This window comes from Streptomyces sp. NPDC052012, from assembly GCF_040689265.1.
Classification (GTDB): domain Bacteria; phylum Actinomycetota; class Actinomycetes; order Streptomycetales; family Streptomycetaceae; genus Streptomyces.
Genome location: NZ_JBFAXA010000004.1, coordinates 1 through 14564, shown reverse-complemented (window position 1 = coordinate 14564; position 14564 = coordinate 1). Strand labels below are relative to the sequence as shown.

The window sequence follows — 14564 nt, the reverse complement described above, 5'->3', positions numbered from 1 at the left end:
GCACCGCCGCTCCGGCCGGGCTCAGTCGAGCCGGTCGGCGGTGCGGATCGCCTCCGCGAGTCCGCGCACGTCCTCGTCCTCGGTGCGCTCCGCCAAGTCGCCCGCGCGGTCGGCGAGTTCACCGAGGCCGGGTGCGCCGGGCAGGCCGCTGTGCCGGTGGTCGGAGGAGCGCAGGGCGTCGGCGAAGTAGGCGGCGGTCGCGGTGACCGCGAGGCCGCGGCCGGCACTCCACACGGAGTCGTCGAGGTCGTCGGTCTCCAGGTCGCCCGACTCCTCGTGCGGGCTGCGCGAGCCGGGGTCGAGCCAGCGGACGGTGGCGGTGGCGAGGTGGCCGTCGGCACCTGACTTGGTGCGCACGGCGTAGAGGGCGGTGACGGTGTGGCCGGGGCCGACCTCGCCGCCGTCGACGCGGTCGTCGCGGAAGTCGTCGTCGGCGACGCGCCGGTTGTCGTAGCCGACGAGGGCGAACTCGGCGACCGTCTGCGGATCGAAGGCGACCTGGGCCTTGGCGTCCCGGGCGGTCAGCTCGATGTTGCGGGGCAGTTGGTGGCAGAAGACCTTGCGGCCCTCCTCCTCGTCGGAGACGTACACCGTATGGCCGTCGCCCTGGTCGGCGAGGCGTTCCATCAGGGCGTCGCCGTAGTCGCTGCCGACGCCGACGCCGAAGAGGGTGATGCCGTGCTCGCGGCGGTGCTCCGCGATGCGTTCGAGGATCGTGTCGGCGTCGGTGTCGCCGGTGTTGGCGAGGGCGTCGGAGACGAGGACGACCCGGTTGGTGGCGCCCTCGCGCAGGCCCTCGACGGCGGTCTCGTAGCCGGTCTCCACGCCGGCGCCGAGGTTGGTGGAGTCGGTGGGCTCCAGGCTGTCGACGGCGTCGTGGATCTCGTCGCGGTTGCCGCCGAGGCGGGTCATCGGCAGGACCGTCTCGGCCTCGTCGCTGAAGGTGACCACGGCTACCGAGTCGTCGTCGCGCAGCCGGTCGGTCATCACGCCGAGGGACTTCTTCGCGAGGTCCAGGCGGCCCGGTTCGGCCATGGAGCCGGAGATGTCGATGACGAAGGTGAGGGCGGCGGGCGGGCGTTCGCCGAAGTCCTCGGCGGGCCGGGTGGCCAGGCCGACGCGGACCAGGGACCAGTCGTCCTCCTCGGTGCGGGCGCCGTTGACGGTGACGCTGAAGCCGTCGCCGTCGGGGCGTTCGTAGTCCTGGCGGAAGCTGTTGACGAACTCCTCGGGCCGGACGGTCGACGGGTCCGGCAGCCGGCCGTCGGCGAGGGTGCGGCGGGCGTAGCCGTAGGACGCGGTGTCGACGTCGAGGGCGAACGTGGACAGGTAGTCGGGCTCGGGTGCGATGTCCCGGGACTCCTGCCCGCCCTCGCGCTCTCCGCCCGTCGGCCCGTCGGGAGCGGGCAGCGGCGCCGAGCCGTTGCCGCCTCCCCCGTCGTAGCGGCTGTCGGTGGCGCTGCGGCCGCCGCTGCCGCCGCTGCATCCGGTGAGCAGCAGACCGCTCGCCGCCGTGAGCGCGAGCAGCGCGCCACTGAGCCGTCGTGTCCCGTGCCACTTCATCTTCGGTTCCCCCTGGGTGCGTTGGCCGACTTCTGTGACTGTGACGGCGGGGCACACCGGAACGTGCGGTACGGAGCGTCACAGCTGCGTCTCGAAGCGGCCACGGCGAGGGCCCGCCGAGACCGGTGGGTGATCTTCCGTTGACCTGCGCGACCGCGTCACCGTCGGCCGAACGGGCGCGGGCCGGTGCGGACGGCGCGGGCGGCGGCGTTACGCAGCCTCCGCCGCGGCGGGTGCCGGATGTGACCCGACTGTCACGCCGTCAGCCCTCGGTAACGCGCCGCTGCGCGCGCACGGGCGCGTGCCGCGTCCGAGGATGATGGGAGGAGCACCGGACAGGACCAGGAAGGGACAGCACTCCGATGAGCCACCAGAAGGTGCGCGATGTGATGAGCGACGCGGTCGTCCGCATTCAGAGCGGGACGCCGTTCAAGGAGATCGCGCACCTGCTGCTCGAGTACGACATCACGGCCGTCCCGGTCGTGGACGCCGAGGACCGCCCGGTGGGGGTGGTGTCGGAGGCGGACCTCCTGCACAAGATGTGGGGGCGCGTGGAGGACGACGCCGACGACGCGCCGGGGGCGGCGGCGCGCCGGCCCGCCAAGGCCTGGGCCACCGACGCGGCCGGTCTGATGACCTCACCGGCGGTGTGCGCCTCGGAGGACTGGGACGTGGTGGAGGCCGCCCGGGTGATGGCGCAGCAGGGCATCAAGCGGCTGCTGGTGGTCGACGGGGAGGGGCGGCTGATCGGCGTGGTGAGCCGGAGCGATCTGCTGCGGGTGTTCGTGCGCAAGGATCAGGCCATCCGTACGGAGATCGTGGAGGACGTCCTGGTCAAGGAGCTCGGGGAGTCCCCTTCGGCGGTGCACGTGGACGTGGCGCACGGGCACGTCGTGCTCAGCGGGCGGCTGTCCTCCGAGGCCACGGCCCGGGAGCTGGAGAAGCTGTGCCGGGACGTGGACGGCGTCGTGGACGTGGAGTTCCGGCCGGTGCCCGACGCCGCACCGTGAGCAACCGCCCGCCCCGAGGGCGGACCCTCGGGGCGGGCGAGCGGGTCGTGCCTGGTCAGGAGGTGGGGAAGTGGTCCGGGGTGCGGATGCGGTCGCGGATCCAGACTCCGGCCGGCTTCAGGGACGCGGTGCCGGTCCAGGGGCCGTCGGCGTTGCAGGTGCCGGACCTGAAGACGGCGCCGGTGCGGTGGTCGTCGGAGAAGTTCCAGTTGACCCAGCTGATCTTCTCGGCGGCCATCAGGTCCAGGTACCGCTGGGACATCGCGAAGTCGTTCGAGCCCTCACCGGCGTAGTTCTGGGTGCCGAACTCGGTGACGAACACGGGGATCCGGTCGGCGGCGCGGGCGAGGGTGGCCAGGTACGCGTCCCGGTGCGAGTCGGCGTAGAAGTGGAACGTGTACATGATGTTGGCGGCCCGCACGGGGTTGCCGGCGACCTCGGACTCGTCGGAGCCCTCGGAGACGCCGAGCGAGGACCAGGCCCGGGTGCCGACGAGGATCGGCGCGTCGGAGTCGATGTTCCGGATGACCGGGATGATCCGCTCCGCGTAGCTCTTGATGCGTGACCAGCTCACTCCGCTGGGCTCGTTGGCGATCTCGTAGAGGATGTTGTTCCTGCCCTTGTTGCGCTTGGCGATCTCGGTGAAGAACGTGCGGGCCGCGGACAGGTTGGCGTCCGGGTCGCCCGGGTCGAGCATGTGCCAGTCGACGATCACGTACATGCCGCGGGCGGTGGCCTGCTGGATCAGGGCGTGGGCCAGGTCGGTGAAGTGCTCGGGGTCGGTCTCGTAGCCGCCTTCCTGGACGTAGGTGGACACGCGCAGGACGTCGGCCTTCCAGTCCCGCGCGAGGGCGTCGAGAGAACCGCCGGTCAGACAGTGCGGGTACCACTGGGTGCCGTGGGTGCTCATGCCGCGCAGCTGGACGGGGTTGCCGTGCTCGTTGCAGAGCTTGAGGCCGCAGACCTCGAGCTGTCCGTTGGCCTCGACGGGCGTGGGGGCCGCCGAGGCGCCGGCGGTCGCCGCGGGCGTGGCGGTGAGGGCGAGGAGGAGGCCGCCGAGGGCCGCGGTGACGGCGGCCAGGCGTCGGTGGGTACGTGCCGGTCTCATGTGGGGGCTCCGATCACGCATCGGTTAGGAAACTTTCCTAACGGAGCATGGAACTAGAGCCGGGACCGGATGGCAAGGTTCACGACAAAGAAGCCCGCAGGAGTGTGGCGAGAGCGGCCCGGAGCGGGCACCGCGTCAGCGAGCGGGAACCTCGGGCCGGATCCCCTGCGGTGAGGAGGGCGCCGTCTCCACACGGCTGCCCGGGTGGCGCAGGGCGCACAGGAAGGCCAGGCCGAGGGCGATCGCCATGCCGTAGAACACCCACTGGTTCGCCTCGGCGAAGTCCATCCGCACCGCCGCCATCGCGTCCCGCATCGCCGCGCCGGCCGCACCGCCGCCTTCGGGGACGCGCGTGTCGCCGCTGCCGGTCACCGCCTCGGTGACCTGGCGCGCCACGTCCTCGGCCTCGCCCTGCGCAAGGCCCCGGGACCGCAGCGTGGCCACGACGTTGTCCTTGGTGACGTGCGTGAGGATCGTTCCGTAGACGGCCAGGCCCACGCTCGCCGCGTAGTTGCGCACGGTCTGCGTGATGCCGGTGACCTCGCCGTAGGAGGCGCCGATGGCGCGGTTGACGGCGTCCGTGGACGCCGGGGCGAGGATGAAGCCGATGCCGGCGCCGGCCAGCGCCGCGTAGGGCCACTGGTCGTGCATCGACAGATCGGTCGTCCTGCCCGCCCACAGCGCGAACCCGACGGCGCCCAGCAGGGCCCCCAGCTTCAGCGCGGGACGTGCCCCGCGCCGGTCGAGGATCCGGCCGCCCCACTGGGAGGCGAGGGCGAAGCCCGCGAAGAAGTACAGCAGGAACAGGGCGGCCTGGTTCGGTGAGGCGCTCAGCGACACCTGGGCGTAGACGGAGGCGAAGAAGAACAGCGGCACGAAGGCGAGCATCGCGAAGAACAGCACGGCGACGTCCGCCGTGAACGCCGGATCGCGGAAGACCCGCAGGTTGACCAGAGGGTGCGTCACCCGCCGCTCGTAGCGGACGAATCCCACGAGCACGGCGAGCCCGCCCGCGACGCAGACCCACGTCGCCGCACTGTCCCAGCCCCAGGACCACGCCTGCTGGAAGCCGAGGACGCTCAGGCCCATGCCGATGGCGACGAGGACGGCGCCGGGGACGTCCAGGGACTCGCGGCGCGGCCGGTCCGCGATGCGGGCCACGAGGGTCAGGGCGAGTGCGACGAGCGCGACGGGGACGTTGACCCAGAAGATCGCGCGCCAGGTCCACGCCGTGAGCCAGCCGCCGAGCAGCGGGCCGACGGCGGTCAGGGCGCCGGACAGGCCGAAGAACAGGGCCAGTGCCCGCCCGCGCCGCTCGACGGGGAACACCGCGACGACGACGGCGAGGGCGGCGGGGAACAACAGCGCGGCTCCGAGCCCTTGGGTCGCCCGGAAGACGATCAGCCAGGGCTGCGCCACGTCGCCCTCGGGCACGCAGCCGCACAGGACCGACGAGATCACGAAGATCAGCGTTCCGGCGATCACCACGCGTCGCGCGCCGACGAGGTCCGCGAGCCGGCCGCCGAGGGCGAAGAACGCCGCGAGCGCCAGCAGGTAGGCGTTGACCACCCACTGCATCCCGGAGGTCGACAGGCCGAGTTCGTGGACGATGTCCGGGGCGGCGATGGCGACGATCGTCTGGTCGATGAACGTCATCGAGACCGCGAACAGCATCGCGGCCAGTGCCAGGGACTGCCGCGGCACCGCACGGGCTCCGGGCGCCGTCCCGTCGCGCCCTTCGAAGCTGCCGCTCACCCGTTCAGTCTGCGACCGGACCCCGTGCGTCGCATCCCGGCTTCACGCAGGCCACCCTGGCACCGACCGCCCCGTGAGACAGGGCACGGATCACCCCGTGGAACCCGGCACCGCCGCCCGTGAAACACGGCACGAACGGCCCGCGGGACGCGCGGCTGCTCAGGCGTGCGGTGGGGGCGCGGTGCTGGCGCGTTCGACCAGGCGGGTCGGAACCAGGGTCGTGCCCCGCTCCGGGCCCTCCCGGCGCATCTTGCGCAGCACCGCCTCCACGCAGAGCCGTCCCACCTCGGCGAAGTCCTGGTGAACCGTGGTCAGCGGGGGCAGGAACGAGGACGCCTCGGGTATGTCGTCGAAGCCGATGACGCTGACGTCCTCGGGGACCCGCCGGCCACGCTCGTGCAGGGCGCGCAGCAGGCCGAGGGCCATCTGGTCGTTGGCGGCGAAGACGGCGGTGCAGTCCTCATGGGCGGCGAGTTCGAGGCCGGCCCGGTAGCCGGATTCGGCGGACCAGTCGCCGCGCAGGAGCGGCGGCGGTGCGCATCCCGCCTCGGTGAGCGCGGCCCGCCAGGCGTCGGTGCGGCGCTGGGCGGCGAAGGAACCCTCGGGGCCGCCCAGATGCCACACCGTGCGGTGGCCGAGGCCGAGCAGGTGCCGCACCGCGGCGCGGCTGCCGCCCGCCTGGTCGGTGTCGACCACCGTGTAGTGGTCGCCCGCGTCCGAGTCGACGACCACCACCTGGACGTGCGGGGGCAGCTGGATCGTCGCGGCGTCCAGCAGGTGGACCTCCATGATGACGATCACCGCGTCGACGGCGAGCTCCTCCAGCCGGGAGAAGGCGCCGCGCACCTCGTCCTGCGTCGGTACCGCGACCGGCAGCAGCGTCACCGCGTAGCCCTCGCGTGCGGCGGAGGTGGCGATCGCCTCCAGCGTCCGCACGTTCCCGGTGGTCGCCAGCGAGAAGGTGATCACGCCGATGGTGCGGAACTCGCCGCGTTTGAGGGCGCGGGCGGCACTGTTGGGCCGGTAGCCGAGCTCCTTCATCGCGGCCAGCACCTGCCGGCGGGTCTTCTCGGTCACCCCGGCGTAGCCGTTGGAGACGCGGGAGACGGTCTGCGAGGAGACCCCCGCCAAGCGGGCCACGTCCGCCATGGAGGCCGTCGGCAGTCTGGCTCCGCGCCGGCGCCGCGTGCCGTCGTCCCGCGCGTCGGCGACTCCCTCTGCCGTGTCCACGTGCCGTCCGCCACCTCTCTGCCGCCGTGCTCGTGCCCCCGCGTCTCGAGGAGCCTTGACCGTCGTCCTCGGGGCAGTGTAGACATGCCGCCACCGCATGTTTACGTAAACATAACAGTCTCCGCCCTCTTCCCGGGCGCTCGATGTTTACGTAAACATGGGGGCCTCCAGGACGTGGACGAGCGAGGAACGACATGACGACGCTGCAACCGCCGGCGGCCGCCGAGCCGCGGCCGGCACCGCCCCCGGCGCGACGGGACCGCCGCTCCTGGACGGGGTGGGGGTTCATCGGTCCCTTCGTGGCGGTGTTCGCCCTGGTGTTCCTGGCGCCGATCGCCTACTCGCTCCACCTGAGCCTCTTCCGCGACCAGCTCATCGGCGGCACGACCTTCGTCGGCCTCGACAACTACCAACAGGCCCTGAGGGACGAGAACTTCTGGGCCGCACTCGGCCGGGTCTCGCTGTTCCTCTGCGTCCAGGTGCCGGTCATGCTCGGCATCGCCCTGCTGGTGGCCCTGGCGCTGGACAGCGGACGCCTCTACGGCAAGAACTTCTTCCGCATATCGATCTTCCTGCCGTACGCGGTGCCCGCCGTCGTGGCCACTCTGATGTGGGGCTTCATGTACGGCACCCGCTTCGGCCTCGTCGGCGACATCGACGAGGCGCTCGGGGTGTCGCTGCCGGACCCGCTCTCCCCCGACCTGGTGCTGACCGCCATCGGCAACATCGTCACCTGGGAGTTCGTCGGCTACAACATGCTGATCTTCTACTCGGCGCTGAGGGTCGTCCCGCACTCCCTGTACGAGGCGGCCGAGATCGACGGCGCCGGGCAGTGGCGGGTGATCACCGCCATCAAGCTGCCGGCGATCCGCGGCGCCCTCGTCATCGCGACGATCTTCTCCGTCATCGGCAGCTTCCAGCTGTTCAACGAGCCCAGCGTGCTGCAGAAGCTCGCGCCCAACGCCCTCACCACCGACTACACGCCCAACTTCTACACGTACTCGCTGTCCTTCTCCGGTCAGCAGCACAACTACTCCGCGACGGTCGCCATCGTCATGGGCCTGATCACCATGGTCATCGCCTACGTCGTCCAGCTGCGCGGCATGCGCAAGGGAGTGTGAAGCAGCGATGACGACCACCGTCACCCCCGCCTCCACCGGTTCCGCGACGTCCCCGACCGGACGGGGTTCCGGATCCGTGCCCCGGCTGCGCACGCCCCGGCGCGGGCACTCCCCCGGCCGTCCCCGCCGCAGCGTCCTGCTGACCCTGCTCACCTCACTGGTGCTGCTCTACAGTCTCGTGCCGCTGGTGTGGCTGGTCGTCAGCGCCACCAAGACCCAGGAGGGACTGGCCCGTTCGTTCGGCCTGTGGTTCGACGGCGACTTCGCGCTGTGGGACAACATCGCCGAGACGTTCACCTACGACGACGGGGTGTTCACCCGCTGGCTGCTCAACACCCTGCTGTACGTGGTGCTGGGCGCGGGCGGTGCCACCTTCCTCGCCGTGCTGGGCGGTTACGCGCTGGCGAAGTTCGACTTCCCGGGGCGCCGGGCGGTGTTCGCCGTCGTGATCGGTGCCGTCGCCGTACCGGGGACCGCGCTGGCGGTGCCGACGTTCCTGATGTTCAGCAACATGGGTCTGACCAACACCCCGTGGGCGGTGATCATCCCGTCGCTGATCTCGCCCTTCGGCCTGTATCTGATGTGGGTGTTCGCGGGTGAGGCGATCCCGTCCGAGCTGCTGGAGGCGGCACGGATCGACGGCGCCGGCGAGGTGCGCACCTTCTTCACCGTCGCGCTGCCGCTGCTCGCGCCGGGCATCGTCACCGTCTCACTGTTCACCATGGTCGCGACCTGGAACAACTACTTCCTGCCGCTCATCATGATCAAGGACCCGGACTGGTATCCGCTGACCCTGGGCCTGAACAGCTGGAACGCCCAGGCCGAGACGGCCGGTGGCCAGCCGGTGTTCCACCTGGTCATCACCGGCTCGCTGCTCACCATCGTGCCGCTGATCGCCGCGTTCCTGCTGCTGCAGAAGTACTGGCAGTCCGGGCTCGCCGCCGGAAGCGTCAAGGAATAGCCCGCCCCTCCCCGCCCCTCCCCCTCGACGTCCTCACCCGCCACCGTTTCCCGACCACGACGAAGTGGAAGCTCGACCATGCCCAGATACTCCCGCCGCCTGCTGCGCGGCATCGGCCTCGTCTGCGCCCTCGCCCTGGGCGCCACCGCCTGCGGCGGTTCCGACGACTCCGGCTCCGGCCCCGACGCGGTCTCCGAGGCGGACGTCCAGGCCGCGCTGAAGAAGGGCGGCACCATCACCGTCTGGGCGTGGGAACCCACGCTCAAGCAGGTGGCCGCCGACTTCGAGAAGGCCCACCCCGGCGTCAAGGTGAACCTCGTCAACGCGGGCACCGGCAACGACCAGTACAAGGCGCTGCAGAACGCGATATCCGCCAAGAAGGGCGTTCCCGACGTCGCCCAGGTCGAGTACTACGCCATGGGCCAGTACGCGCTGACGAAGCAGCTCACCGACCTCAAGGGCTTCGGCGCCGACAAGCTCTCCGACCAGTTCTCCCCCGGGCCGTGGAACGGCGTGAAGGCCGGCGGCGAGGGCATCTACGGACTGCCCATGGACTCCGGGCCGATGGCGCTGTTCTACAACAAGAAGGTCTTCGACCAGCACAAGATCGAGGTGCCCAGCACCTGGGACGAGTACGTCGACGCCGCCCGCAAACTGCACAAGGCGGACCCGAAGGCGTACATCACCAACGACGCCGGTGACGCCGGCTTCACCACCAGCCTGCTGTGGCAGGCCGGTTCGCGGCCCTACACGGTCGACGGCACCGAGGTGAAGGTCGACTTCTCCGACGCGGGCGCCCGGAAGTTCACGGGCACCTGGCAGAAGCTGCTCGACGAGAAGCTCATCGCCCCCGTCACCAGCTGGTCCGACGACTGGTACAAGGGTCTCGGCGACGGCACCATCGCCACGCTGGCCATCGGCGCCTGGATGCCCGCCAACCTCGCCTCCGGGGTGAAGGACGCCGCCGGTGACTGGCGCGTCGCCCCGCTGCCGCAGTGGGAGGCGGGCGCGAAGGCGAGCGCCGAGAACGGCGGCAGCGCCCTGGCCCTGCCCGAGCTCGGCAAGAACGAAGCGCTCGCGTACGCGTTCGTGGAGTACGCGAACGCCGGTGACGGTGTGGACACGCGGGTGCGGAACGGCGCCTTCCCGGCGACCACGAAGCAGCTGAACTCCACGGAGTTCCAGGAGACGAAGTTCCCGTACTTCGGCGGGCAGCAGGCCAACAAGATCTTCGCCGAGTCGGCCGCGGACGTCGCCGACGACTGGTCGTACCTGCCGTACCAGGTGTACGCCAACTCGATCTTCAACGACACCGTCGGCAAGGCCTACGTATCGGACACCACGCTGGCCGAAGGGCTGAAGTCCTGGCAGGACGCCTCGGTCGAGTACGGCAACGAGCAGGGCTTCACCGTCCAGAAGTAGCCCGCGGGGGGCGGCGCGTCGGTGCCGCCCCCGCGGCCCCCATCCGGAAGGACCACCATGATCTCCACCCTCCTGGCCCGCGTCGGCGGGCCGGACGGTGTCCCCGCCCGTCGTCTCGTCTACGGCGCCGACTACAACCCCGAGCAGTGGCCCCGCACCGTGTGGGAGGAGGACGTCCGGCTGATGCGCGAGGCCGGCGTGAACCTCGTGTCGCTGGGCATCTTCTCCTGGGCACGGCTCCAACCGGCCGAGGACTCCTGGGACTTCGCCTGGCTGGACGAGGTGATGGACCTGCTGCACGAGGGCGGCATCGGCGTCGACCTGGCGACCGCCACCGCCTCTCCGCCGCCCTGGCTCACCACCGCCCACCCGGAGATCCTGCCGGTCACGGCCACCGGTCAGACGCTGTGGCCGGGAGCGCGGCAGCACTGGCGCCCGACCTCGCCCGTGTTCCGCAGGTACGCACTGCGCCTGGTGCGAGAGCTGGCCACCCGTTATGCCGGGCATCCGGCGCTGGTCGCCTGGCACGTCAACAACGAGCTGGGCTGCCACAACGTCTACGACTACTCCGACGACGCGGCCCGCGCCTTCCGCGACTGGCTGCGCGCCCGCTACACCACGCTGGACGCGCTCAACAGCGCCTGGGGCACGGCGTTCTGGTCGCAGCACTACACCGGCTGGGACCAGATCCTGCCGCCACGGCTGGCCGCCTCGCACCCCAACCCGACGCAGCAGCTGGACTTCAAGCGGTTCTCGTCGGACGCGCTGAAGGAGCATCTGCGGGCCGAGCGGGAGATCCTGCGGGAGCTGACCCCCCACGTCCCGGTCACCACCAACTTCATGGTGACGGGCAACACCAAGGGCATGAACTACGACGACTGGGCCGGCGAGGTCGACTTCGTCGCCAACGACCACTACGTCCACCCCGGCCCGCAGGACCGCGACGAGCTGTCGTTCTCCGCCAACCTCACCAGCGGCCTCTCCGGCGGACGGCCCTGGTTCCTGATGGAGCACTCCACCAGCGCCGTCAACTGGCAGCCCGTCAACCTGCCCAAGCGGCCGGGCGACCTGGCGCGCGACTCGCTGCTGCATGTCGCGCACGGAGCCGACGCCGTGTGCTTCTTCCAGTGGCGCCAGTCGGCGGCCGGCGCCGAGAAGTACCACTCGGCGATGGTCCCGCACGCCGGCGCGGACAGCGACCTGTTCCGGGCCGTGAGCGACCTCGGCGCGACCCTGAAGGCGCTGGCGCCGGTCGCGGGCAGCGAGCGCGAGCCCGCCCGGGTCGGCATCCTCTTCGACTGGGACTCGTGGTGGGCGAGCGAGCAGGACTCCCACCCCACCTCCCTGCTCGACTACCGGCAGGAGGCGCTGGACTGGTACTCGGCACTGCTCGCCCTCGGTGTCCGCGCCGACCTCGTCACCACCCGGGCCGACCTGCACCGCCACCAGGTGCTGATCGCCCCCGTGCTGCACGTGGTCCCCGACGCTCTGGCCAAGTCCCTCACCCGGTACGCCGAGCAGGGCGGCCATCTGATCACCACGTACTTCTCCGGCGTCGTCGACGAGAACGACCACGTGTGGCTGGGCGGCTACCCGGGCGCGCTGCGCGAGCTGCTCGGCATCCGCATCGAGGAGTTCGCCCCGCTGCTCGCCGGTGACACGGTGGAGCTGGACGACGCCACCACCGGCAGCCTGTGGACCGACCGGATCGATGTCACCTCCCCGGAGACCGAGGTCCTGGTCCGCTACCGGACCGGTGAGCAGGCGGGACGGCCCGCGGTCACCCGGCGGGCGACCGGCTCCGGTTCGGCCGCCTACGTCTCCACGCGCCTCGGCGTCGAGGGGCTCACCTCGCTGCTGCCGCGGCTGCTGGGACCGGCCGGGGTGGACAGCGAACTGCCCGCCGATGTGCGGGGGTCGGTCGAGCTGACCGTGCGCAGGCGGGGAGACGAGCGGTTCCTCTTCCTCGTGAACCGGACCGACCGCTCCGTCGAGGTGCCCGGTCTCTCCGGTGACGTCCTGCTCGGCGGCACCGGCGCCGACGGCGCCCTCGCGCTCGGGCCGAGGGCGGTCGCCGTCCTGCGGCAGCCGGCCGTCTGACGCATCCGGTTGCTGCCGCACGCACACACCTCCCCGGAACGGCACGCACCCGCTTCCCGGGGGCCGTCCCTCCCGCCCTGCCGGCGGCACGGCGGGAGGGTCCACCAGAGCGCGACCACACCTTCGATGTTGGGAGCAACACTGATGGCACGCCGCACCTGCAGCAGACGGCTCCTCGCAGCCGCCTGCGTCACCGCCCTCGCCACCGGTGCAGGGCTGATGTCCGCCCCCGCGTCCACCGCACAGCCCGAGGCCGGCGTCTCCTCCGTCACCGTCCGGCCCGACCCCTCCTACCAGCAGGAGGAGTTCGAGGGCTGGGGCACGAGCCTCGTCTGGTTCGCCAACGCCACCGGGGACTATCCGCCCGAGATCCGCGAGAAGCTCGCCCAGCTCCTGTTCGGCGACGACGGTCTCGCGCTGAACATCGCCCGCTACAACATCGGCGGCGGCAACGCCCCCGACGTGAAGGACTATCTGCGCGCCGGCGGGGCCGTCGAGGGCTGGTGGAAGGCGCCCGCGGGGACCACCCGCGAGGACACCGGCTGGTGGGACGCCGACGACCCCGCCGACTGGAACCCGAAGGCGGACGCGACCCAGCGCTGGTGGGTGGACCGCATCAAGAAGGACATCACTCACTGGGAGACCTTCAGCAACTCCCCGCCCTGGTTCATGACCGTCAGCGGCTATGTCTCCGGCGGGTTCGACGCGGGCGCGGACCAGCTGAAGACGGAGTCCGTCGAGGACTTCGCCGCCTACGTCGCGGGCGCCACGAAGCGGCTGGAGAAGGCGCACGGCATCGAGGTCGACACCGTCGACCCCTTCAACGAGCCGAACACCACTTACTGGAGCACTCGCCTCGGTCCGGACGGCGAACCCGTCGGCGGACGCCAGGAAGGCGCCCACATGGGTCCCGAGCTCCAGGAGAAGGTGCTGCACGCCCTCGCCCCGGCGCTGAAGGAGGCGAAGACCGGCGCGAGGATCTCGGCCATGGACGAGACCAACCCGTCGATCTTCGCCCGCAACTGGAACGGCTACTCCCCCGAGGCCCGCGCTCTGGTCGGCCAGATGAACGTCCACACCTACGGCACCGGACAGCGCACCACCGTGCGCGACCTGTCGAAGGCCGCGGACAAACGGCTGTGGATGAGCGAGGTCGAGGGCGACTGGGGCGACGGGCAGAGCTTCACCGACATGCGCCCGGGTCTGGGCCTCGCCCAGCGCATCGTCGACGATCTGCGCGAACTGGAGCCACGGGCCTGGGTGTTCTGGCAGCCGGTCGAGGACTACGACAACATGAAGCCGGGCGGCGAGTCGGAGAAGGGCGGCAACTGGGGCGAGATCCAGCTCCCCTTCAGCTGCACCGCCGAGGACACCCTCGAGACGTGCCCGATCCGCACCAACACGAAGTTCGACACCGCTCGCAACTTCACCCACTTCATCAAGCCCGGTGACCGGCTGATCAAGGTGGACGACACCTCCAGCGCCGCCGCGGTGACGAAGAACGGCAGGGGTGCCTCGCTGGTCCACGTCAACAGCAGCACCGGTGCGCGTGAGGTCACCGTCGACCTGTCCAAGTTCCGCACCGTCAGCCGGAACGCCACCGTCACCCCGGTGGTGACCAGCGCCGGCGGCAAGCTCGAACGGCACGTCCCGATCAAGGTCGGCGACCGTGCGGCCACCTTCACCGTGCCCGCCCGGTCGGTGACGTCCTTCGTGATCGAGGGCGTCTCCGGCGTCGCCGAGGACGCCCCGCTGCTGCGCAAGGGCCGCACCTACACGCTGACCGGCGTGCAGAGCGGCAAGGCCGTCACCGTCGCGGACAACGGCACCGGCCTGGTCATCGGCACCGGCGACGGCTCCGCCTCCCAGCAGTGGCGGCTGAGCGCGGTGCGCCCGGACGACGGGGTGCGTCAGCGCTACGTCTTCACCACGCCGGACGGCGGCAGGCGCCTGGCCGTGCGAAACGATGTGCCGGTCGCCGAACCCGTCACCGGCGGACACGACAAGGCCGCCGAGTGGATCATGTCCAGCACGGGAGACGGCACCTGGACGCTGATCAACGCGGCCACGGGACGGCTCCTGGAGGTCGGCGGCCAGGCCACCCACGAGGGCGCCGCGGTCACCACCTGGGAGCCCAACTCGGGCGCCAACCAGCGCTGGACGGTCACCGACGTGACGGACTGACCACTCCTTCGGTCCGGCCGCACCGCTGTGGCGGTGGGGGCGGGGCCCCCCCCCCCCCCCCCCCCCCCCCCCGCGCCCCCCGCGGGGGGGGGCGCCCCCGCCCCCGGGTC

At 71.3% G+C, this 14564-nt stretch carries 10 protein-coding genes; 6 read left to right on the top strand and 4 right to left on the bottom strand.

From position 1 onward, the window contains the following. Positions 1–21: 21 nt before the first annotated feature. Positions 22–1563, bottom strand: a complete 1542-nt coding sequence (locus tag AB0412_RS09655) for a von Willebrand factor type A domain-containing protein (protein WP_366401976.1) — start codon at positions 1561–1563, stop codon at positions 22–24. Between the two features lie 362 nt (positions 1564–1925). On the opposite strand from AB0412_RS09655, the gene AB0412_RS09650 reads away from it, so the two are divergent. Further along, positions 1926–2573 carry a CBS domain-containing protein gene (locus AB0412_RS09650; RefSeq protein ID WP_366401975.1) on the top strand — a complete coding sequence of 216 codons (648 nt, stop codon included), beginning with the start codon at positions 1926–1928 and terminating at the stop codon, positions 2571–2573. 55 nt (positions 2574–2628) lie between these two features. Here AB0412_RS09650 and AB0412_RS09645 read toward each other — a convergent pair whose 3' ends face one another. The 3 genes from AB0412_RS09645 to AB0412_RS09635 all read right to left on the bottom strand — a co-directional run bounded on the left by AB0412_RS09645 (position 2629) and on the right by AB0412_RS09635 (position 6585). Further along, positions 2629–3681 carry a glycoside hydrolase family 5 protein gene (locus AB0412_RS09645; RefSeq protein WP_366401974.1) on the bottom strand — a complete coding sequence of 351 codons (1053 nt, stop codon included), beginning with the start codon at positions 3679–3681 and terminating at the stop codon, positions 2629–2631. 135 nt (positions 3682–3816) lie between these two features. Next, a complete protein-coding gene (locus AB0412_RS09640) occupies positions 3817–5355 on the bottom strand; it encodes an MFS transporter (RefSeq protein ID WP_366402320.1) in 1539 nt (512 codons plus the stop codon). A gap of 240 nt (positions 5356–5595) precedes the next feature. Next, positions 5596–6585 carry a LacI family DNA-binding transcriptional regulator gene (locus AB0412_RS09635; RefSeq protein WP_366402319.1) on the bottom strand — a complete coding sequence of 330 codons (990 nt, stop codon included), beginning with the start codon at positions 6583–6585 and terminating at the stop codon, positions 5596–5598. 275 nt (positions 6586–6860) lie between these two features. Here AB0412_RS09635 and AB0412_RS09630 point away from each other — a divergent pair, with 275 nt between their 5' ends. From AB0412_RS09630 to AB0412_RS09610, 5 genes are all read left to right on the top strand, one after another. Next, entirely contained in the window at positions 6861–7787 is a 927-nt protein-coding gene (locus tag AB0412_RS09630) for a sugar ABC transporter permease (RefSeq protein ID WP_366401973.1), read from the top strand. Positions 7788–7794: 7 nt separating this feature from the next. Further along, positions 7795–8748, top strand: a complete 954-nt coding sequence (locus tag AB0412_RS09625; RefSeq protein WP_366401972.1) for a carbohydrate ABC transporter permease — start codon at positions 7795–7797, stop codon at positions 8746–8748. A gap of 78 nt (positions 8749–8826) precedes the next feature. Continuing rightward, positions 8827–10170, top strand: coding sequence for an extracellular solute-binding protein (locus tag AB0412_RS09620; RefSeq protein WP_366401971.1), 1344 nt, complete (start codon positions 8827–8829; stop codon positions 10168–10170). Positions 10171–10227: 57 nt separating this feature from the next. Continuing rightward, entirely contained in the window at positions 10228–12270 is a 2043-nt protein-coding gene (locus AB0412_RS09615; protein WP_366401970.1) for a beta-galactosidase, read from the top strand. Between the two features lie 144 nt (positions 12271–12414). Then, positions 12415–14454, top strand: a complete 2040-nt coding sequence (locus tag AB0412_RS09610; protein WP_366401969.1) for an RICIN domain-containing protein — start codon at positions 12415–12417, stop codon at positions 14452–14454. Positions 14455–14564 lie beyond the last annotated feature (110 nt).

Excerpts from the sequence above, each read along its gene's own strand:
- AB0412_RS09650 (WP_366401975.1), top strand. The coding sequence starts at position 1,926 with ATGAGCCACCAGAAGGTGCGCGATGTGATGAGCGACGCGGTCGTCCGC.
- AB0412_RS09610 (WP_366401969.1), top strand. The coding sequence starts at position 12,415 with ATGGCACGCCGCACCTGCAGCAGACGGCTCCTCGCAGCCGCCTGCGTC.
- AB0412_RS09620 (WP_366401971.1), top strand. The coding sequence starts at position 8,827 with ATGCCCAGATACTCCCGCCGCCTGCTGCGCGGCATCGGCCTCGTCTGC.
- AB0412_RS09645 (WP_366401974.1), bottom strand. The coding sequence starts at position 3,681 with ATGAGACCGGCACGTACCCACCGACGCCTGGCCGCCGTCACCGCGGCC.
- AB0412_RS09655 (WP_366401976.1), bottom strand. The coding sequence starts at position 1,563 with ATGAAGTGGCACGGGACACGACGGCTCAGTGGCGCGCTGCTCGCGCTC.
- AB0412_RS09640 (WP_366402320.1), bottom strand. The coding sequence starts at position 5,355 with ATGCTGTTCGCGGTCTCGATGACGTTCATCGACCAGACGATCGTCGCC.
- AB0412_RS09625 (WP_366401972.1), top strand. The coding sequence starts at position 7,795 with ATGACGACCACCGTCACCCCCGCCTCCACCGGTTCCGCGACGTCCCCG.
- AB0412_RS09615 (WP_366401970.1), top strand. The coding sequence starts at position 10,228 with ATGATCTCCACCCTCCTGGCCCGCGTCGGCGGGCCGGACGGTGTCCCC.
- AB0412_RS09635 (WP_366402319.1), bottom strand. The coding sequence starts at position 6,585 with ATGGCGGACGTGGCCCGCTTGGCGGGGGTCTCCTCGCAGACCGTCTCC.
- AB0412_RS09630 (WP_366401973.1), top strand. The coding sequence starts at position 6,861 with ATGACGACGCTGCAACCGCCGGCGGCCGCCGAGCCGCGGCCGGCACCG.